This is a genomic window from Microbacterium croceum, assembly GCF_023091245.1.
Lineage (GTDB): Bacteria > Actinomycetota > Actinomycetes > Actinomycetales > Microbacteriaceae > Microbacterium > Microbacterium croceum.
Map to the genome: position 1 here is coordinate 1,913,531 of NZ_JAHWXN010000001.1, position 21,270 is coordinate 1,934,800.

Genomic DNA, 21,270 nt, shown 5'->3' on the forward strand with positions numbered 1-21,270 from the left:
AGGGCATGACAGGGGATGCTGCGCAACGAGCCGTCGTGACGGCCGAGACACACGCATCGGGGGTCATCATCGGAGCGCCGGGCACAGGCAAGACCCGTGCGCTCGTCGACCGTGTGGTGCAGCTGCTCCACGTCGAGCGGCTCCGCCCGGAAGAGGTGCTCGTGCTCACGCCCAGCCGGCAGGCGGCGACGGCTCTGCGCGACCGGATCGGCGTGCGCATCGGGCAGGCCACGCCCGGTCCACTCGCACGGTCGCTGGGGTCTTTCGCGTTCCAAGTGGTGCGCGGTGCGATGGTCCGTGCCGGTGCAGAGCCCCCGGCGCTGCTCACCGGCGCCGACCAGGACCGGATCATCGCGGAACTGCTCGCGGGCGACGCGGAAGACGGCGTGATCGACTGGCCGGAGGCGCTCAGCCCCTCGGTGCGGGCGTCGAAGGGCTTCCGATCGGAGCTGCGGGCGTTCCTCGCCGAGTGCACGGAACTCGGCGCCCGGCCCGGCGAACTCCGCGACGCCGGCGACCCGGTCTGGGCTGCCGCCGCGGAGTTCCTCGAGGAGTACCGCTCGGTGCTCGACGCCCTCCGGTCGGCGCATCGTGACGCCGCCGACCTGCTCAGCGAGGCCAGCGCGATCCTGGAGGTGGCCGATCCCGCCACCCTCGGACCTCTCGCCCCGCTGCGCGTCGTGCTGATCGACGATGCCCAGGAGTTGACGCGCGGCGGGATCGCCGTGGTCCGCGCCCTTCGCGCGCGCGGCGTGGCCGTGCATGCGTTCGGAGACCCCGACATCTCATCGGGTGCTTTCCGCGGCGCGAGTCCTGAGCTGTTCGCGCAGCTCGCAGGGGCGCTCGGCGAGGTCCATGTGCTCGATGAGCCCCATCGGCAGAAGCCTGCGCTCACCACCCTCACTCGCACGATCACCCAGGCGATCGGCGTCTCCGGCCGTGTCGAGCACCGCCGCGCTCCCTGCCCCGTCGAGGGGGCTGACGCGGACGCGGCATCGGTCGTGTCGACGTTCGTCGCCCCGTCGCCGCATGAGGAGCTCGACAGGATCGCCGGTGTGATGCGCGAGTGGCACCTCGCCGACGGGATCCGCTGGGACCGGATGGCGGTCATCGCGCACGACACGCGGCAGGTGACGCAGCTGGAGACCGAGCTCGCGGCGCGGGAGATCCCGACCAAGGCCGCGGGCGTGCAGCGTCCGCTCGGCAGCGAGGGCATCGTGCGCGACATCGTCGGGATCGTGCGACTCTCGCTGACCCCGGTCGAGGAGCGCACGCCGTTGGCGCTGGAAGAAGCACTGCGGACGCCGTTCGGGGGGATGGACGCGATCGGTCTGCGTCGATTGCGCGCGCGCCTGCGACACATCGAGCTGGAGCAGGGCGGTTCCACCCCTGCGCGCGAACTCCTGCGGCAGGCCATGGCGAAACCGGCGCACTTCGCTCTCATCGATGCGCCGGAGTCGCGCACCGCCGCGCGGTTCGCCGAGACGATCGCCGCCCTCGCGGAGGCCGCCACCTCCGGAGAGACCGTGCACGACCTGCTCTGGAGGGTGTGGGACCAGGCGCGCGCTGTCGACGGTCGTCGGCTCCACGTCGCCTGGCGCGAGATCTCGCTGCAGCCGACCGGGGCAGAGACGGCCAGGGCCTTGGACGCTCTCGTCTCCCTGTTCGATGCGGCGAAACGATCGGTCGAGCGCACGCCGAACGAGCACCCGGAGGTGTTCGTGCGCGACATCCTCGACAGCGAAGTGCCAGAGGACTCGCTCTCGACGCCCGACCGACCGGGCAGGGTCACGTTGCTCACGCCGGCGACCGCGCTCGGCACCGAGTTCGACGCGGTCGTGGTGGCGGGGGTGCAGGACGGCGTCTGGCCGAACGTGCGTCTGCGCGGGGGACTGCTCCAGACCTGGCGGCTCGCCGATGCCCTCACGGCGAGCCGTACCGGGGTGCCCATCGAGGCGCCGACGCCGCTCGACCGCCGCCGCAGTGCGCTGCACGATGAGTTGAGGTTGTTCGTCCGCGCCGTCTCCCGGGCGCGCGAGCGTCTGCTCGTCACGGCGGTGGATGACGACGATATGACTCCGAGCGCCTTCTTCGGCTTCCTCCCGCCGCCGGATCCGCCCGAGCGACACGCCTCGGCGGAGCACCCGCTCACGCTGCGCGGTTTCGTGGCTCGCAACCGGCGTCTGCTCACGACGTCCCACGCCGAGCCGGTGCGTCAGGAGGCCGCCGAGCAGCTCGCGGTCCTGGCGCGCGAGGGCGTCGCCGGCGCCGACCCTGCGGACTGGTACGGGGTCGTGCCGCTCTCGACGCAGGCTCCGTTGCGGGATCTCGAGGTCGACGGCGCGCGGGTGTCCCCGTCGAAGATGGAGTCCTACGAGGAGTGCGGTCTGAACTGGGTGGTGTCGGCTCTGGGCGGCGACACCGTGATGCCGCCGACCGCCGGCATCGGCACGATCGTCCATGAGGCGATGGAGAAGGTTCCGGACGGCGACCTCGAACTCATGCGCGCGATCGTGGCGGAGCACTGGCCCGAGCTGGATTTCGAGACCGAATGGATCGGACGCAAGGAGCGTCGACGCGCCGATCTGTTCGTGGACCGCCTGCACACCTACCTCGGCGAGGTCCGCGCGGACGGGGGGCGGGTGATCGGCAGCGAGTCCCGCTTCGACTTCGCCGTCATGCTCGGCGATGACACCATGGTCCCGCAGGTGCACCCGGTCGATGCGGAGGACATCGGACCGCGTGCCATCGTGAGCGGATACATCGATCGTGTCGAGGCCTACCCCGACGGGCGGGGTGAGCATGCGCACGCGCGCGGACGGGGGTGGGTCGAGATGTCTGCTGGCGTCGACGGCGAACGGACGGTCGTCGTCGACCTCAAGACAGGCAAGACCGATCCGGAGTCCGACTCCGGGGTGCTCGAGCACGCGCAGCTCGCGGCCTACCAGGTCGCGGTGCAGCAGGGACTGATCGACGGTGCGGCGCCTGCCGCCCTCGCGGGTGCGCGGCTCGTCATCGTCTCCAAGACCCTGGCCAAGAGCGACTACCGCATCGCGCACCAGCATCGGCTCGATGAGGAGGCGCGGGCTGCTTTCCTCCGCCGCGTGGCGGACGCGGCGCGCGGAATGTCGGCGTCGAGCTTCACGGCGCAGGTCGAATCGCACTGCGCCGACACGCAGCGGCGTGTGCATCCGTGCCGCATCCATACGGTCCCGGCGGTGAGCGCGTGACGGGCTGGGAGGGGACCTACGGCATCTCCGCGACCGACGTCGCCGCCGCGCTCGGGCAGCCCTCGCCGACAGAGGCGCAGCAGCGCGTGATCGAGGCGCCGCCGGAGCCCGCGCTCGTCGTGGCGGGAGCCGGCAGCGGCAAGACCGAGACCATGTCGGGTCGCGTGGTCTGGCTCGTGGCGAATGGCCATGTGCGTCGCGACGAGATCCTGGGGCTCACCTTCACGCGCAAGGCGGCGGGGGAACTCGCGGAGCGGATCGGGGCACGCCTCGCACTGATCGACGAGTACGGCCGTCGAGGTCTGCTCCCGCATCTGTCGGAGATCGTGCGCTCCGGAGCATTGCGGCGTGTCGACGACGCCGCGCCGGGGCGGCAGCGTGACGTGGTGCGGGCGCAGGTGCTCGACGAGCTGGCGGCCGTGCACGGCACCAACTGGAACCCTGCAGCGGCGCGCTCCGCAGAGGACCTGATGATTCGACCCCGGGTCTCGACGTACAACGCCTTCGCCGACGGCATCGTGCGCGAGCATGCCGCACGGATCGGGCGCGATCCCGACGTGGCGATGCTCAGCCAGGCTGCCTCCTGGATCCTGGCGCGCGACGTGGTGCTGCGCTCCGACCTGCCAGAGCTCGAAGGCATCGACTATGCGCTCGGCACCGTGATCGACGCGGTGCAGCGCCTGGCCGGTGATGCGCTCGACCACCGGGTGGATCTGGATCATGCCGAGCGGATCGCGCGCGAACAGGCGCAGGCGTTCGAGCCGTATCGGGGGAACAACGACGTCGACAAGGCGGCGACCAACCTGCTCAGCCTCCCCGTGATCACCCATCTCGTGCGCGACTACATCGCCGAGAAGCAGCGCCGTGGCGTGCTCGACTTCGCCGACCAGGTCGGCGGCGCCTACGACATCGTCGAGTCCGCGACCGATGTGCGGGCGGAGCTACGGGAACTGCACCGCGTCGTCCTCCTCGACGAGTATCAGGACACGTCGGTGATCCAGACCAAGTTCCTCGCCGAGCTCTTCCGTGATGCCGCAGTGATGGCCGTGGGCGACCCGCACCAGTCCATCTACGGCTGGCGGGGGGCGAGCGCCGACAACCTCTACGCCTTCTCCCGGTCGTTCTCGAGCCGCGGTGAGGCCCAGACTTACAGCCTGATGACCAGCTGGCGCAACGACCGCAGCATCCTCGACATCGCGAACGGCGTGCTGGCACCCCTGCAACGGCCGGAGCTCGACGTGCCGCCCCTCGATCCCCGGCCGGGGGCCGACGTGGGCGCCGTGACCGTGCGGTATCCCTTCACGGTCGACGAGGAGGCCTCCGACGTCGCCGAGTGGTTCGCCGAACGCCGCGCCGCACACGAAGCGGACCCGGCGCGCACGCGCCCGCACACCGGGGCGATCCTGTTCCGTTCCAAACGGCACATGCAGACCTTCGCCGCAGCGCTCGCCGCGCGCGGTATCCCGCACCGCATCCTCGGGCTGGGCGGTCTGCTGGCCACACCCGAAGTGGTCGACGTGGTCTCGGTGCTGCGGGTGGTGCATGACCCGACCGCGGGCTCTGCGCTGATCCGACTGCTCACCGGACCTCGCTTCGGCGTGGGCGTGGCCGACATGGCGGCGCTGTACGATCTAGGCCGCACGCTGGCCGAGCGCGATACGGCGATGATGCCGCTTCCGGACGAGGTGCGCGCACGGCTCCGCTCTTCGCGTGGCGCTGATGAAGCGGTGTCGATCGTCGACGCGGTCGATGTCGTCCGCGCGGTGCGCGACGACTACCGCATGCTCGAGGGGATCACCCCGGACGGGCGTCAGCGCATCCGCGCGGCCGGAGAGATGCTCGAACGGCTGCGGCGCGCGTCGTCGCAGCCGATCCCGGAGCTGATCCGTCTGATCGAGCTCGAGCTGCGTCTCGACATCGAGCTGGCGGCGAATGAGACGCGCGGACCGGCGCGTATCGCGGCGACGCAGCTGCGCGCGTTCTCCGACGAGGTGCGGGCCTTCCTCGCCGCCGACGATCGAGGGACGATCGGCAGTCTGCTCGCCTGGCTCGCCAAGGCCGAGAGCACCGATGAGCTCATGCCCCGCCCCGAGCCGCCGGAACCCGGTGTGGTGCAGTTGCTCACGATCCACGGCTCCAAGGGACTCGAGTGGGATGCCGTGGCGGTCGTCCGGCTGGTCGTCGATGAGCTGCCCGGCCGCGTCTCCGACACCTCCGGGTGGTTCGGTTTCGGCGTGGTGCCGTTCGCGCTGCGTGGCGATCGCGATGCGCTTCCCACCTTCACCTGGGATCCGGAGTCGGCGATGGAGGGGGAGAGCGACCCCAAGAAGAGGCAGGCGCTGGCGCAGGCGTCGCTGTCCGGCGGCGTGACCAAGGCGAACCCGCACGGTGGCGCGCTCAAGCGCTTCAAGGATGCCTACCGGCAGTACCAGCAGCAGGAGGAGCGCCGGCTGGCGTACGTGGCCGTGACCCGAGCGCGCACGGACCTGCTTCTCAGCGGTTCGCACTGGGCCGGTCAGAAGTCCCCGCGCATGCCCAGCCCGTACCTGGTGGAGGCGATGGAGGTCCTCGGCCTCGAGGCCATCGAGCCGGTCGACCCGGAGGAGAACCCCTATGACGGGCCGGGATCGACGCTCAGCTGGCCTCTCGACCCCCTGGGCAGCAGACGGGCCGTGGTCACGACAGCGGCCGAAGCCGTCCGACGCGCTGCGACGCGGGGGGAGGATCTGCGACCCTCACCCGAACTGGCACGGCTGCTCGCCGAGCGGGAAGCGCGTCTGCGGGGGGCGGACGCCGTCGCCCCCACCCGGGTCCCTGCCTCCCGCTTCAAGGACTATGTGACGGACTTCTCCGGCACGCTGTCGTCGATCGTGCGACCGATGCCCGAGCGTCCGTATCGGCAGACGCGTCTGGGCACCCTGTTCCACGCGTGGGTGGAGCGTCGCTCCGAATTGGTCGGCGTCGGCAATCGTGTCGATGAGGCGCTGTGGGAGATCGATGAGGACGAGTCGTCCGCATCCGCACTCGATGCGTTCTCGAACGAACCCTCGGTCACGGCATCGGATGAGGCAGACCTCGCGGCGCTGCAAGCGACGTTCGAGCGCAGCGAATGGGGTCCGCTGCTGCCGATCGCCGTCGAGATCGAGATCGACTTCGCGCTGGGGGCGGGGATCCCTCACCTCGAGGCCGACCCGGAGCGTCGCGCCCATATCGTGATCTGCAAGCTCGACGCCGTATATCGCCGCGAGGATCGCGGCGGCCGCATCGAGATCGTGGACTGGAAGACGGGGAAGGCGCCGAAGACCCCACAGGAGCACGAGGAGCGCATGCTGCAGCTCGCGTTGTACCGGCTCGCGTATCACCGTCGCTTCGGCGTTCCACTCGATGAGATCGACGTCGCGCTCTACTACGTCGGCGACGACCTCGTCATCCGTGATGATCGGATCTACTCCGAAGAGGAGCTCTTCCAGCGCTGGAGCGCGGCCCGCGCTGCGCGCTGAGCCTCCTCGTCGTCCGTCGGCGTGTCGCCTGCGTCGGAGGCGTCGGCGGCGGGAGAGCGCAGCGGATGCGAATCCTCACGCACCCCCGCGGCGCCCGTGGTGCCGGCGAACAGCCCGCTCACCCCCGAGAGGTCCTCGGTCTCGATTGTGAGCATCTCCGCACGGCGGGCCGCGTTGGTGTGGTCGTCGCTGCCGATGTCGCGCGCGGTCGACGACAGCGGCTCCACAGGGCCGGTCTTGTCGGGGTCCGCGTCTGCATTCGTATCGAGCCACAGCTCGTCGGGATTGTAGGCGTCCGTCTGCATCGAGGTGTCGATCGCCGGGCCGGCCTCGACGGGCACGCGATCCAGCGCGTCCATCGCCGAGTCCACCCCCGTCCTGCGCGCGGCGATGACACTGAGGTCGTCGTCGCGCAGTCCGTCGGCAAGGGACTCCAGGAGCGCGGCCGCGTCGTCGACGATGTCGCTGCGGCGCATCGAGTCGCCGTGGACGAGCCAGCGTGCGAACTCCAGTTCCGCGAGCAGGCGCGCGCGTACCTCGAGAGCGGCGTCGGGAACCCGGTCCAGGCCGCTCGAGTAGGCGGCGTGCACGTCCGCCGCGGCATCCGGGGCAGCTGACAGCCAGGCAAGGTCGAGAGCGGGGTCTCCCACGGCGAGTCCGTGCCAGCCGACCAGTCCGGTGACGTGGGGGCCGCGCTCGGGATGATCGTCGAAGAGGAAGGACGTCGCTTGGACCCCGCCGAGCACCACGGTGGACTCGAAGCGCCAGAGGTCGTCATCGCCGACCGCCTGTCGCCAGCGCACCGTGAGGCGTGCGGGCACCCGCCCTGTCGCCGCGGCCTGGTCGATCAGACGGGCCAGCTCTTCCCTGCTCTCTTCCGCCGACTTCGAGACGAGGCCGGCGCTGCGCACGACGGAGGTGGGCAGCCCGTGCACCGCCGCGATCGCTGCGCCCATGGATTCGGCAGCCCCTCGGCCGGCCGGCACCATCGCCGGCTCGATCTGGAAGCCAGGGAGAAGGCCGGTCACGAGTGCCCGCCCTTCGCCGACGCGGGTCTCGCCGATGTACTCCGGCGCGCTGAACGGCAGCATGGCGCGCGCTCCTGTGGTGAGCGCGCGGAGAGCCAGTGCTTCCGCCGCCAGCTCCCGCGCGGTCTCGTCGTCGTCGGCGATGCGGATCGCGAGCTCTCGGCCGTCGGCCAGCGTGGCCACAGCGGAGTCGAAACGTCCGTCGGCGTCGGCCGTCAGTGCGCGAGCGCCCGTGACCTCCGCCCCGGGCAGTGCAGCCGTCACTGCCGCGGCTAGAGTGAAAGGAGAGCGTCCCATCCCCTTAGGGTAGGTCGGCTCAGGGGCGGTCCCGCCTCCGCCACGCCCGTGAGAGAGGGAGTCGATGACCATTCGCCGTTCATCTCTCGACCGCGCCGCCGAGCTCCGTGAGGAGTCCGGGGTGCTGGATCGACTGCGCAGCGACACCGAGACCCGCACGATCGTCGTGCGCGACGGGCGCGTGCGCGTCGTCGATTCCGCTCTGCTGAGGGTCTCGCCGAACGACGTCGGCGAGGCGACGTGGGCGCTGCTCGGGCGCGACGACGACGGTGCTCCGCTGCTGCTCGCTGCCGTCCCGCCGGAGACCGAGAGTGTCGACACGGCGCCGGACGAGATCTGGCTCGGTCTGCGCGACCTCGGAGGCCGCATCGACGCGGGAGAGACCGAACTTCTCGTCGAGGCCATCGCCGTGGCGGGCTGGCTCCGTGATGCGCAGTTCTGCCCCACCTGCGGCGGAGGCACCGAACTGCGCCAGGCCGGGTGGTCGCGACGCTGCCTCTCGTGCGGGCGCGAGCACTTCCCTCGTACCGATCCCGCGGTGATCGTGGCGGTCGAGAGCGCCGATGGTGAACGGCTGCTGCTCGGCGCGAACGCCAATTGGCGTGGGCGCATGTACTCGTGCTTCGCCGGATTCGCGGAGGCGGGGGAGTCTCTCGAATCGACGGTGCACAGGGAGATCGAAGAGGAATCCGGCGTCCGTCTGGCCGAGCTCCGTTACGTCTCCTCTCAGCCCTGGCCGTTCCCGCGCTCTCTCATGATCGGGTTCCGGGCCGTCGTCGACGACGAGTCCGCCGCCCGTGCCGACGGCGAGGAGATCATCGACGTCCGGTGGTTCACCAGGGAGGAGATCCGCACGGCACTCCTCGGCGATGGCCCCGTCGGACTTCCCGGACCCGCCTCCATCGCCCGAGCGCTGATCGTGGACTGGCTCGAGGATCGGGCGTGAGCGCGCTCGACGCACTCGATGAACGGCAACGGCAGGCAGCATCGGTGCTCCGCGGTCCTGTCGCCGTGCTCGCCGGCGCCGGAACCGGAAAGACCCGGGTGATCACGCATCGCATCGCACACGGAGTCGACACCGGCGCCTACTCCCCGGGGCGCGTCATGGCCGTCACCTTCACGGCCAAGGCGGCGGGCGAACTACGCGGGCGCCTGCGAGCGCTCGGTGTCGAGGGCGTCGCTGCGCGAACCTTCCATGCGACAGCGCTCGCCCAGCTCAACTTCTTCTGGCCGACTCTGGCCGGCTCTCCCGCCCCGTCGATCATCGACAACAAGGTGCGGATGCTCGGCCAGGTCGCCGATGGGCTCCGCCTGCGGCGCTCCACCGCGACGCTCCGTGACATCGCGTCGGAGATCGAATGGCGAAAGGTCTCGATGCTCTCGATCGAGAAGCATGCCGAACTCGGTCGCACCGTGACGGGTGTCGACGCCACGCAGCTGGTCGAGCTGCAGCGCGGATACGAGGCGCTCAAGGACGAGCGCCGCCAGCTCGACTTCGAGGACGTGCTCCTGGCGTGCGCCGGTATGCTGGAAGCGGAGCCCCGTGTCGCCGCGTCCGTCCACGAGCAGTACCGTCACTTCACCGTCGACGAGTTCCAGGACGTGTCCCCGTTGCAGAACCGTCTCCTGGAGCTCTGGCTCGGCGATCGGCACGACATCTGCGTGGTCGGCGACGCCAGCCAGACCATCTACTCGTTCGCGGGAGCCGACCAGCGCTATCTGCTCGAGTTCGAACGTGCCCATCCCGACGCGACAGTTGTCCGACTCGAGACGAACTATCGCTCGCAGGCGCCCATCCTCGCGGCGGCGAACGCCTTGATGCGCGGACGACCCGGTGCGCTCGAGCTGGCCCCTGCGCGCGAACAGTTCGCTGCGGACGCTCCCACGGTCACCGCCTACGACACAGAGACCGAAGAGGCTCAGGGCATCGCCGCGGCCATCTCGGCGCAGATATCGGCGGGCGCGTCTCCTTCGGAGATCGCGGTGCTGTACCGAGCCCACGCGCAGTCCGGAGTGCTGCAGCAGGCGCTCGCCGCCGAGGGGATCGCGACGACGGTGCTCGGCGGCACGCGGTTCTTCGCGATGCCGGAGGTCCGACAAGCCATCCTGGCGTTGCGTGCTGCCGCGATCGCCCCCACCGAGCAGGGATTCCTTCTCGGCGTGCAGCGGGTGCTGCGGGAGCTCGGTCTCACGGATGAGCCCCCACAGGCAGGAGGCGCGCAGCGGGACGGTTGGGAAGCGCGCAGGGCGATCCTGCGGTTGGCCGAAGAAGCGGGGCCCGACGCGGATCTGCGCTCCTTCAGCGACGCTCTGATGGCGCGCGCGAAGGACCAGCACGAACCGACCATGCGCACCGTCACCCTCTCGACGTTGCATGCCGCGAAGGGTCTGGAATGGCCTCACGTGCACCTGGCCGGGTGGGCCGAAGGCGCGCTGCCGATTTCTTACGCGACGACCTTCGAGTCGATCGATGAAGAGCGTCGCCTGGCCTACGTCGGGGTCACGCGCGCAGCGCGAACCCTGTCTCTGAGCTGGTCTCGATCCGCGGGACGAGGGGAACGGGCTCCGTCTCGTTTCCTGGCAGAGATGGGGACGACAGCGCGCGGCACCGGCATTCTGCGTGAAACGTCACCACACGCCACTCGCGGGACCCGTCAGCGCTGAGGCGGACGAGCTCGCCCGCCCGTGCATCGGCCCGTAGCAGCCGCGCGGCCAGCGCGGCGGCTTGGCACACCAGGGCAGCTCGCAGCGGTCCGGCGTCGCGATCGATCAGTTGCGCGTGCAGCCGCGGCCAGGCGGTGTCGCGGTCGCGCTCCTGTCCGTCGCGGCAGGCGAGGCAAGGCGATGTGCCCGGCCGGACGAGCGGGCCGACCGTCACCGAGCCCCGCTCGAACGCGACCGGGAGGTGCGGGGTGTCGTCTCGGAGGTAGCGGGCGAACTGCATGGCTGCCGCGACGCCCTGCACCAGCACGACGGCGACATCGTCCGGACACGCGCGGCCCCCTGACGCGACGTGCTCATCGGTGAGGGCCTCCCGCATCCGATGGGCCGCGCGCCCGTCGGTGATGTTCAAGGTCTCGACCCACGCCGCCTGGGGTGGTGGAGCATCGTCGACGAGGTACGCGTCCACCTGCGCGAGCAGCCTCCTGGCTTGGTCTCGGGGCGCGCCGACCCCGTGCGCGACGACGTCGAATGCGGCACGGCGGAAACCGGCGCGCATCCGCCCGAGGAGAAGCTCGACCCACGGCGCAGAGACCGGGATGCGCACATCGCCGGCCACGCCGAACTGGAGGGTGCTGTCATCCCTCCACAGCAGAGGGACGTCAGGGGCCAGACGCGTCAGGGTCGTGGGGGAGAGCGGTGACATCCTTCGATTCTGAGGACGCGCTTCGGGGCATGGGGCGTCGATCATGCATCGGTGGACAAATGAGCCCTCCTCCCGCTCGGGGGAGGAGGGCTCATCGTCGCGCTCTCCGCGGCGCTCAGACCGGCCGGTCGCCCTCGGGGCGCTCCTGATCGGTCTCGCCTCGGTCATCGCCGCCCTCGGATGCCGTGTCGGCGGAACCCGAGCCGGAGAAGTCGTCGCCGTCGAGGAGGCGAGCCAGGGCCTCATCGAACTCATCGGCCGCGGGCTGCTCGCCGCGGGCCGTGGCCTGCAACCGGGCCACGAGTGCGCTCGGGTCGTCGATGTCCTCCGCCGTGGGCATCAGATCGGGGTAATCCCACAGCGAATCGCGTCCGGCGATGCCGACGGCGTCGGTGACGGCCTTCCACATCGCGGACGCCTCGCGGATACGGCGGGGGCGCAGCTTGAGTCCGACCAGCGCGCCGAGCGCGTCCTCCGCCGGACCGCCCACTGCCCGACGACGCCGTGCCGCCTCTGCGATGCGTGTGCTCTCGGGGAGGCGCGAGGTCGCCTCGGCGGTGACCACGTCCACCCAGCCGTCGATCGTGGCGATCAGGTTCTCGAGTCGCGTGAGCGATTCGCGTTGTGACTCGGTCTGCGCCGGCAGTAGGGCACCGCCCTCGATCGCCGCACGCAGCTCCTCCGGATCGGAGGGGTCGAGTCGGCTCGCGACGTCCTCCAGCGCATCCATATCGACCGTGACACCCCGGGCGAAGTCGGTGATCTGGGCCATCACGTGCAGGTGGAGCCACTTCGCGTGGCGGTAGAGACGCGCGTAGGCGAGCTCGCGGGTCGCCAGGTACAGAGCGATCTGGTCTTCCGGGATCTCGAGTCCCTCGCCGAAGGCCGTGAGGTTCTGCGGGATGACCGCGGCGACACCGGCGGGCAGCACCGGGATGCCGACGTCGCCGCCCGAGACCACCTCGAGCGCCAGGTTGCCGAGCACCTGGCCGAACTGGGCTGCGAACACCGATCCGCCCACGCCGCGCATGAGCTTTCCGGCTCCCTGCACGACGCCGCGCATCTCCTCGGGGACCTGCGTGTCCAGTGCACTGGTGAGCGCATCGGCGATGCTGGTCGATACCGGGCCTGCGATCTCCTTCCACACCGGAAGCGTCTTCTCGACCCATTCGCCACGGGTCATCGCGGTCGGGCTCTCTGCCAGCTCGGAGATCGTGGTCGCCTCGCCGAGCCAGAGGTTCGCGAGCGCGAAGGAGTCCACCAGCGAGGTGCGGGATCCGTCGGTGATGCCCTGGCCGTCGCGGTTGGCGATGTGGAGCGCCTGACGCAGCGCGTTGTCCCAGGGGTCGCCGCCGAACGCGCCCTGCAGTTGCGACATGATCGTCTGCATCATCGCGGGGTCGAACTGCATGCCCTCCATGCCGTCGAAGGCGCCGCGCAGAGCCTCCGGGTCGATGTCGCCGCCGCCCTGGCCGGAGAGCATCTTCCGCAGGAACTCCTGGAAGTCCTCGGGTGTGGGGTCGTTGTCCGCCATGTCGATCGCCCTCTCAGTACGTCATAAGCCTGCGGGATCTACGCTAGTCACAGGTTTCTGCAGGTGACCCCGACATGGGCGAATCGCTGTACGCCGCTCGCGAACGACGGAGGAATGCTGTGGATCGAACGCGGTCTGTGAAGCTCGGGCTGGGAGTCTGGGCGCTGATCGTCGCGCTCATCGCGCTGGTGGTTCTCACGTTCCTGCCGACGCCGTATGTGATCCAGCGTCCGGGCCCGGTGTACGACACGCTCGGGACCGCGCCGGGAGCCGACGGTGAGAAGGTGCCGCTGATCCGCATCGACGGCGCGGAGACGTTCGACACCGCCGGCACGCTCGACCTCACCACGGTCCAGGTGGTCGGCAACCGCGAGCGCACGCCCAGCTGGTTCGAGCTCGCGCTGGCGTGGACGGATTCCTCCCGCGCGGTCGTGCCGCTCGACTCGGTGTTCCCCGAGGGCGTCACCAGCGAGCAGCGCGATGAGCGCAACGCCTCGCTGATGGTGGACTCGCAGCACGAGGCGACGGCTGCGGCGCTGAACGAGCTCGGCTACGACACAGGGGCGAAAGTCGTGGTCGTCGAGGCGGTCGACGACACCCCGGCCGCCGGCCTGCTCGAGCCGGACGACGTCATCACGGGCATCGATGGCACCGAGGTCACCTCGGCCAAGCAGCTCCGGCAGACGATCCAGGATGCCGGGGGAGACACGATCGCCCTCACAGTGCTCCGTGACGGCGAGGAGAAGAGTGTCTCCCTCACCCCGGAGAAGCACACCCAGGGTGACGTCACGACATGGCTGATCGGCATCACGCTGCGCACCGACTACGACTTCCCGATAGACGTGACCATCCAGCTCGACAACGTCGGCGGGCCGAGCGCGGGGATGATGTTCGCGCTCGGGATCATCGACACCCTCACCGAGGGTGAGCTCAACGGCGGTCAGAACATCGCGGGGACGGGCACGATCGAGGCGGACGGCACCGTCGGGCCGATCGGCGGAATCCGACAGAAGCTCTACGGGGCGCGGGATGCCGGAGCGCAGTACTTCCTGGCGCCGGCGTCGAACTGCGATGAGGTCGTCGGGCACGTCCCCGATGGGTTGCAGGTGATCCGTACCTCCACGCTCGAGGAGTCCCTCGACGCGCTCGAGGTGATCGCGGACGATGGCGACATCGCCGCACTGCCGACGTGCGACGTGTCGTGATCTCCCCGTGACCGGGATGACAGCCCCCGTCCAGTGAGGCATGCCTAGGATGGAGAGGTGACCTCGACCTCAGCTCAGACCCCGGCCACGCCTCGAACGTCCCGACGTATTCTCGGCATCTCACTGGTGATCATCGCCGCGTTGATCGCGGTGTTCTTCGTCTTCGCTTCGCTGTACACGGAATACCTCTGGTTCGACCAGGTCGGGTTCACCGGCGTTCTGACGACGCAGTGGTTCGCGACGGCTGTGATGTTCGTCGTCGGATTCCTCGGGATGGCTGTTCCGCTGTTCGTGGTGATCCAGCTCGCCTACCGTATGCGTCCGGTCTATGTGCGGCTGAGCTCTCAGCTCGACCGTTATCAGGAGGTCATCGAGCCCTTGCGGCGCCTGGCCATGTGGGGCATGCCCATCTTCTTCGGTCTCTTCGCAGGCTTCGCCGCGGCGGGGAACTGGAAGACCGTCTGGCTGTGGGCCAATGGCGTCGCGACCTCCACGGTCGACCCGCAGTTCGGCATCGACACCGGTTTCTACATGTTCGCGATGCCGTTCTACTCGATGCTCCTCGCGTTTGTCTCCGCTGTCCTGCTGCTGAGCCTGCTGGTCACCGCACTGGTCTCCTACCTCTACGGCGCCGTGCAGATCGGACAGGGAGAACTTCGCATCTCGAAGTCCGCGCGCATCCAGCTCGCCGTCATCGCCGGTCTCTACCTGCTCGTGCAGGCCGTCAGCCTCTGGCTCGACCGGTATAAGACGCTCGTCGCCCCGGATGACCGCATCACGGGTGCCGCGTACACCGGAGTGAACGCGACCATTCCCGGTCTCGCGATCATCGCCATCATCGCCGCGCTCGTGGCCGTGCTGTTCTTCGTCACCGCGATCATCGGTCGCTGGCGGTTCCCGCTCGCAGCGACCGCGCTGCTGATTGTGGCATCGCTCGTCGTCGGCGTCGGCTATCCGTGGGTCGTCACGACCTTCCAGGTGAAGCCGAACCAGAACGCCTACCAGGCCGAGTACTACCAGCGGAACATCGACGGCACCAAAGAGGCATACGACGTCGCGAACCTCGAGACCACGTCGTTCCAGGCCGAGACGGATGCCGAGGCCGGTCAGCTGCGCGAGGATGCCGACACCACTGCCTCGATCCGCATCATGGACCCGAAGGTCATCAGTCCGACCGTGCGTCAGCTCGAGCAGTACCGCGCGTACTACCAGTTCGAGGAGACGCTCGACGTCGACCGCTACGAGATCAACGGCGAGATGCAGGACACCGTCGTGGCCGTTCGCGACCTCGACATTACCAAGCTCGGCGACGGCGACAACTGGAACAACCGCGTCGCGGTCTACACGCACGGCTACGGCCTCGTTGCGGCAGCGGGCAACCAGCGCACGACAGATGGCGAGCCGGTCTTCCTCGAGCGCGGCATCCCCTCTGCAGGCTTCCTGACCGACCGGGAGAACTTCGAGCCGCGCGTCTACTTCGGAGAGAACTCCCCGGAGTACTCGATCGTCGGCGCGCCGGAATCATCCGCCCCGGCCGAGATCGACTACCCGCGCGGCAAGGACGGCTCCAACGAGACCAAGACGACCTTCAACGGCGACGGCGGTCCGAAGATCGGAGACACGTTCACGAAGCTGCTGTACGCGTTGAAGTTCCAGTCGGAGCAGATCCTGTTCTCGAACCTCGTGAACGAGGACTCGCAGATCCTGTACGACCGCGATCCGAAGACCCGTGTGCAGAAGGTCGCGCCGTACCTCGAGCTCGACAGCGACCCGTACCCGAGCGTCGTGGATGGTCGCATCGTCTGGATCGTCGACGGCTACACGACCAGCTCGACCTACCCGTACTCGACCAGCGTCAGCCTCTCCGAGGCGATCGCCGACTCGAACGTGCCGTCTCCGACTCTCGCGATCGACGACATCAACTACATCCGCAACTCGGTCAAGGCGACCGTGGATGCGTACGACGGATCGGTGACGCTGTACGCGTGGGACGACAAGGACCCGGTGCTCAAGACCTGGCAGAACGTCTACCCGTCGACGCTGAAGCCGATCAGCGAGATGTCCGGCGAGCTGATGAGTCACGTCCGTTACCCCACCGACCTGTTCAAGGTGCAGCGCGACGTGCTCGGGATCTACCACATCGACAACGCGAACTCCTTCGCACAGCAGGACAACCGGTGGCAGACCCCGAACGACCCGCGCAGCGACGCGATGCTGCAGCCGCCGTACTACCTGACCATGAAGATGCCGGGCCAGGACTCCGCGCGGTTCTCGATGTTCTCGACCTTCATCCCGGCCTCTCAGGGCGCGGGCAGCACACGTGACGTGCTCATGGGTTACCTCGCGGTCGACTCCGATGCGGGGTCGGAGAAGGGCGTGAAGGGCGAGGGCTACGGTCAACTGCGCCTGCTCGAGATCAACGACGACACCACGGTGCCAGGACCGGGGCAGGTGCAGAACACCTACAACTCGGACACGTCGGTCGTGCCACAGCTCAACCTGCTCCAGCAGGGTGAGTCGGAAGTGATCTACGGAAACCTCCTGACCCTCCCCGTCGGTGGCGGTCTGCTCTACGTGCAGCCGGTGTATGTGCAGTCCTCCGAGGGAACGCAGTTGCCTCGTCTGCAGAAGGTGCTCGTCGCCTTCGGCGACCGGGTCGCCTTCGAGAGCACGCTCACGGATGCCCTCGACACCCTGTTCGGCGGCGATTCCGGAGCGACGGGCGGCGATGAGGAGATCGATCCGTCCGATCCCGCCACGGATCCCGGCACGGATCCCGGAACCGATCCGAACGCGGGTCAGACGCCTTCGCAGCCGACGGACGAGCAGGCAGCCGCCCTCTCCGCCGCGCAGCAGGCCCTCCTCGATCGTGACGCGGCCCTCAAGGCCGGCGACCTGGAGAAGTTCGGCGAGGCGGACAAGCGTCTCACCGCAGCCGTCCAGAAGCTCCTGGAGCTGGAAGCCGCCGCCAGTAAGTGACCCTTCTACGGCCATGACGAATGGGCGCCCCTTCGGGGGCGCCCATTCGTGTACACGCACGTCGCACGTCGCACGTCGCACGTCGCGGGTCTCCAGGTCGTGAGGAGTCAGGACGCGCCGTGCCGACGGGCTGGCACAGGGCGTGTCGTGACCCCTCGCCGATGGGCTGCTCGTGCCGGCCGGGACCCCAGCGGGCAAAGCAGAAGGCCCGGATCCTTGCGGATCCGGGCCTTCTTGTGTCGCATTCTCGTTGCGGGGACAGGATTTGAACCTGCGACCTCCGGGTTATGAGCCCGGCGAGCTACCGAACTGCTCCACCCCGCGGCACAAGAGATAACCTAACACGGATTTCGGGAGTGCGCGAATCGAGAGGTCGGCGCGGGGATGGGGGAGGATGAGGAGCATGTCCGAGCGCTCCGCCGTCCCCGTAGCCGTCTGCCAGTTCGCGCCGTCCGCCTCGCGAGCCGACAATCTGGAGCGCATCACCGTCCTCGCCGCGGAGGCAGCGGGGCGCGGTGCACGACTGATCGTCTTCCCCGAGTACGCGAGCTATTTCGTCGATCCGATGGATGACAGTCTCGCGGCGAACGCCGAGACACTCGACGGCGACTTCGTGGCGACGCTCACCGCCGTGGCGGGGGAGTACGGGGTCGTGATCGTCGCGGGACTCGTGGAGCGGGCATCCGACGATCACCGCGTCCGCAACGCCGTCGTCGCCGTGCGCGGAGACGGGATGCTCGCGGTGTACCGCAAGCAGCACCTGTACGACGCGTTCGGCCAGGCCGAGTCGGAGTGGGTCGAACCCGGCGACGTCGGCACCGCGGTGACGTTCGAGCTGGGCGGCGTGCGGTTCGGACTGATGACGTGCTACGACCTGCGATTCCCCGAGGTCGCCCGCACGCTGATGGATGCGGGGGCCGATGTGCTCGTGGTTCCGGCGGAGTGGGTCAGGGGTCCGCTCAAGGAGCACCACTGGACCACGCTGCTCGCCGCGCGGGCGATCGAGAACACCGCATATGTCGTCGCAGCCGACCACCCGGCACCGATCGGCGTGGGGCACTCGCAGATCATCGATCCGCAGGGTGTCGTGCTCGCCGGTGTCGGCGTGGCGGAGGGCATCGCGATCGGGGTCGTCGACCGCGAGGCGATCACACGTGTGCGTGCGACGAACCCATCGCTGCGGGTCCGCAGATACGCCGTCGTGCCGCGCTGAGGGCCGCCCTCAGCGTCCCAGTACCGCGAGGCGGGATACGGCCTCTTCGAGCACCTCGACGCGCTTGCACGCGGCGAATCGGATGAGCCCGGAGTACTCGTCGCGGCGTGCTTCCGAGACGAAGGCCGTCAGCGGGATCGCGACGACGCCCACCCGGTCCGGCAGAGCCCTGCAGAAGGCTGCGGCGTCCGCGCCACCGACTGGCGTCGCGTCGGCGACGGTGAAGTAGCCGCCTTCCGGGGCGATCACGCCGAATCCTGCGGCACGGAGCCCCGCGCCGAGGAGCTCGTGCTTGCGGGCCAGCGCGGCGGAGGCGCCATCGAAGAACGAATCGTCCAGGCGCAGTCCCACCGTGATCGCGGGCTGGAACGGCGAGCCGTTGACGTACGTCAGGTACTGCTTGATCGTCAGCACCGCCGTGATCAGGTCGGCCGGGCCGTGCACCCACCCGATCTTCCAGCCGGTCGCCGAGAACGTCTTGCCGGCCGACGAGATCGTCAGCGTGCGGGCGGCCGCTCCGGGGAGAGTGGCGATCGGCGTGTGCGGGGCGCGGAACGCCAGATGCTCATAGACCTCATCGGTCACGATGATCGCGTCGTGCTGATTCGCCAGCCGCACGATCTCCGCGAGCACCTCTGTTCGGAACACCGCGCCCGTGGGGTTGTGCGGGTCGTTGATCAGGATGATCCGGGTGCGATCCGTCACCGTTGCGGCGAGCTGATCCAGGTCGGGCTGGAAATCCGGTGCGCGCAGCGGCACGGTCCGCAGCGTCGCGCCCGCGAGGGCCGCCGCAGCAGCATAGGAGTCGTAGTAGGGCTCGAAGACGACCACTTCGTCATCCGGGCCGTCGATGAGGGCGAGGAGCGTCGCGGTCAGAGCCTCCGTCGCTCCGGCGGTGACGATGATCTCGCGCTCCGGGTCGACCTGCAGCCCGTAGAAACGCTGCTGGTGCTCGCTGATCGCCGCAAGAAGATCGGGGATGCCGCGCCCCGGCGGGTACTGATTCGCACCGTTCGCGATCGCCGCCCGCGCCGCTTCGAGCACTTCGGCGGGGCCATCCTCATCGGGGAACCCCTGACCGAGGTTGATGGCCCCGGTTCTGGCCGCTGCCGCAGACATCTCTGCGAAGATGGTGGGTGCGACTGCTCCGTCGCTCGAGAGCAGGCCGGCGCCCGCTGCGGTGCGGCGCCATGCGCCCGGGACGACACTCATGAACAACAGGCTAAGGCCATAGGGGAAACTCACCTTCGCCATAAGAAACGCACAGACATGGGGAGCAGTCTGAGGGAGCGTTGTTGAAGGAGCACACACCATGAACGAAGACAACACCCACGACCACTCGGCACCCGACGTGCCGCCCACCGAGGTCGCAGGGGTCGCCGGCACACCGGCGTCCGATGCGTCCGCTGACATCACCGTCGATCCGGTCGCATCGGTCCAGGAGCCGACATCCGCTCCGGCCGCCGCCGGGCATGAGGTCCCGTCGACGTTCACGTCCCCGGCAGCAGCCCCCGTGCCGCTGCCCCCGGTCCCGTCGACGCCCCAGCCGTTCACGGCGCCGGCATCCACCGCGACGTCGTCCGGCGCTGCCTTCGGCATCCACAACGATGCATCGGCGACTCACCCCACCCAGCCGTTCGCGGGCACGCTCCCGCTCGGTGCCTCCTTTACGGCCGGAGATGCGGCACCCGGTGCCTCGAAGGTCAAAGACGCGAAGCCCCGTGGCGGTGTGAAGATCGCGGCACTCGTCGTGGCCGCCGCTCTGGTCGGCGGTGTCGCCGGATTCGGCGGAGGCGCGATCTGGAACGCCGTCGGGAACTCGCCGTCGACGGGAGTCGCCGCCGGCCCGGAGACGGTCACCGTCAACAACCCCGGATCCGTCAACGAGACCACGGCGGTCGCCAGCAAGGCGCTGCCGTCGGTCGTCACGATCGAGGTGGCGGGCTCCAACGAGGCGGGTAGCGGCTCGGGCGTCATCATCAGCGATGACGGCTACGTGCTCACGAACACGCACGTCGTGACCCTCGGCGGTGCGGTGGCTGATCCCACGATCCGCGTCACCACCTCGGACGGACACATCTACGAGGCGACGGTCGTCGGCACGGACCCGATCTACGACCTCGCCGTCATCAAGCTCAAGGACGCCAAGGGCCTCACGCCGATCGATTTCGCGGACTCGTCGAAGCTCAACGTCGGTGACACCGCCGTCGCTCTCGGCGCGCCTCTCGGACTCGCGAATTCCGTGACGACCGGAATCGTCAGTGCGCTGAACCGCAGCATCCAGATCGCCTCCTCGGCTCTGCCCGACTCCAGTTCCCAGGACGCCCCGCAGGAGCAGGCTCCCGGAGAGGGCGAGCAGGGCCCGTTCCAGTTCGATCTCCCCGGCTCCGGCCAGCAGCAGAGCAGCGACTCGATCTCGATCGCCGTGATACAGACAGATGCCGCGATCAACCACGGCAACTCGGGTGGAGCGCTCGTCAACAGCAAGGGCGAATTGATCGGCATCAACGTCGCGATCGCCAGCTCCGGCAACTCCGAGGAGTCCGGCTCGATCGGTGTCGGATTCTCGATCCCGTCGAACATCGCCAAGCGCGTCTCGGACGAGATCATCGCCGACGGCGCCGCGACGCACGGCCTGCTCGGAGCCTCGGTGCGTGATGCGTCCTCGGTCGAAGGTGCCGTCGTCTCCGGCGCCTACATCGCCGAGGTCACGGACGGCGGTGCGGCGAAGCAGGGTGGATTGAAGGCGGATGACGTCGTGACCGCCTTCAACGGAGTGCCGATCACGAGCGCCACCGACCTCACCGCGCAGGTGCGGGCCGCGGCGGCCGGCAGCCAGGCCACTGTCACGTACAACCGCGGGGGCAAGGAGTTCGAGGCGGAGGTCACGCTCGGCGAACTCGCCGGCTGACGCCTC

At 69.2% G+C, this 21,270-nt stretch carries 11 protein-coding genes and 1 tRNA gene; 8 read left to right on the top strand and 4 right to left on the bottom strand.

Annotated elements, in window-relative coordinates:
• Window positions 1-5 precede the first annotated feature (5 nt).
• The gene (locus KZC51_RS09070; RefSeq protein ID WP_247629658.1) at window positions 6-3,230 is read left to right on the top strand and encodes an ATP-dependent helicase; all 3,225 of its coding nucleotides are present in this window, start codon (window positions 6-8) and stop codon (window positions 3,228-3,230) included.
• On the top strand, window positions 3,227-6,730 hold the full coding sequence (locus KZC51_RS09075; RefSeq protein ID WP_247629659.1) for an ATP-dependent helicase: 3,504 nt from the start codon (window positions 3,227-3,229) through the stop codon (window positions 6,728-6,730). The genes KZC51_RS09070 and KZC51_RS09075 overlap by 4 nt, the downstream gene beginning before the upstream one ends.
• On the opposite strand, the gene KZC51_RS09080 is transcribed toward KZC51_RS09075, so the two are convergent.
• Entirely contained in the window at window positions 6,676-8,055 is a 1,380-nt protein-coding gene (locus tag KZC51_RS09080) for a phosphotransferase (protein WP_247629660.1), read from the bottom strand. The genes KZC51_RS09075 and KZC51_RS09080 overlap by 55 nt on opposite strands.
• Window positions 8,056-8,119: 64 nt before the next feature.
• Between KZC51_RS09080 and nudC the strand changes: the two genes are divergently transcribed.
• Window positions 8,120-9,001, top strand: a complete 882-nt coding sequence (gene nudC, locus KZC51_RS09085) for an NAD(+) diphosphatase (protein ID WP_247629661.1) — start codon at window positions 8,120-8,122, stop codon at window positions 8,999-9,001.
• The gene (locus KZC51_RS09090; protein WP_247629662.1) at window positions 8,998-10,719 is read left to right on the top strand and encodes an ATP-dependent helicase; all 1,722 of its coding nucleotides are present in this window, start codon (window positions 8,998-9,000) and stop codon (window positions 10,717-10,719) included. Before nudC ends, KZC51_RS09090 begins: the two co-directional genes overlap by 4 nt.
• Before the next feature lie 818 nt (window positions 10,720-11,537).
• On the opposite strand, the gene KZC51_RS09095 is transcribed toward KZC51_RS09090, so the two are convergent.
• Window positions 11,538-12,956: a zinc-dependent metalloprotease gene (locus KZC51_RS09095; protein WP_247629663.1), complete on the bottom strand. Its 1,419-nt coding sequence runs from the start codon at window positions 12,954-12,956 to the stop codon at window positions 11,538-11,540.
• Between the two features lie 119 nt (window positions 12,957-13,075).
• On the opposite strand from KZC51_RS09095, the gene KZC51_RS09100 reads away from it, so the two are divergent.
• Together KZC51_RS09100 and KZC51_RS09105 are read left to right on the top strand one after the other, a co-directional pair.
• On the top strand, window positions 13,076-14,161 hold the full coding sequence (locus tag KZC51_RS09100; protein ID WP_247629664.1) for a YlbL family protein: 1,086 nt from the start codon (window positions 13,076-13,078) through the stop codon (window positions 14,159-14,161).
• 57 nt (window positions 14,162-14,218) lie between these two features.
• Window positions 14,219-17,140 (top strand): UPF0182 family membrane protein, encoded by a 2,922-nt coding sequence (locus tag KZC51_RS09105; RefSeq protein WP_247629665.1) that lies wholly within the window; start codon window positions 14,219-14,221, stop codon window positions 17,138-17,140.
• Window positions 17,141-17,390: 250 nt separating this feature from the next.
• On the opposite strand, the gene KZC51_RS09110 is transcribed toward KZC51_RS09105, so the two are convergent.
• Window positions 17,391-17,464, bottom strand: a tRNA-Met gene (locus tag KZC51_RS09110).
• A 79-nt stretch (window positions 17,465-17,543) separates the two neighbouring features.
• Here KZC51_RS09110 and KZC51_RS09115 point away from each other — a divergent pair.
• Window positions 17,544-18,353: a carbon-nitrogen hydrolase family protein gene (locus tag KZC51_RS09115; RefSeq protein ID WP_247629666.1), complete on the top strand. Its 810-nt coding sequence runs from the start codon at window positions 17,544-17,546 to the stop codon at window positions 18,351-18,353.
• A 9-nt stretch (window positions 18,354-18,362) separates the two neighbouring features.
• Here KZC51_RS09115 and KZC51_RS09120 read toward each other — a convergent pair whose 3' ends face one another.
• Window positions 18,363-19,565: an aminotransferase class I/II-fold pyridoxal phosphate-dependent enzyme gene (locus KZC51_RS09120; RefSeq protein WP_247629667.1), complete on the bottom strand. Its 1,203-nt coding sequence runs from the start codon at window positions 19,563-19,565 to the stop codon at window positions 18,363-18,365.
• A 100-nt stretch (window positions 19,566-19,665) separates the two neighbouring features.
• Between KZC51_RS09120 and KZC51_RS09125 the strand changes: the two genes are divergently transcribed.
• A complete protein-coding gene (locus KZC51_RS09125) occupies window positions 19,666-21,264 on the top strand; it encodes a S1C family serine protease (protein WP_247629668.1) in 1,599 nt (532 codons plus the stop codon).
• Window positions 21,265-21,270 lie beyond the last annotated feature (6 nt).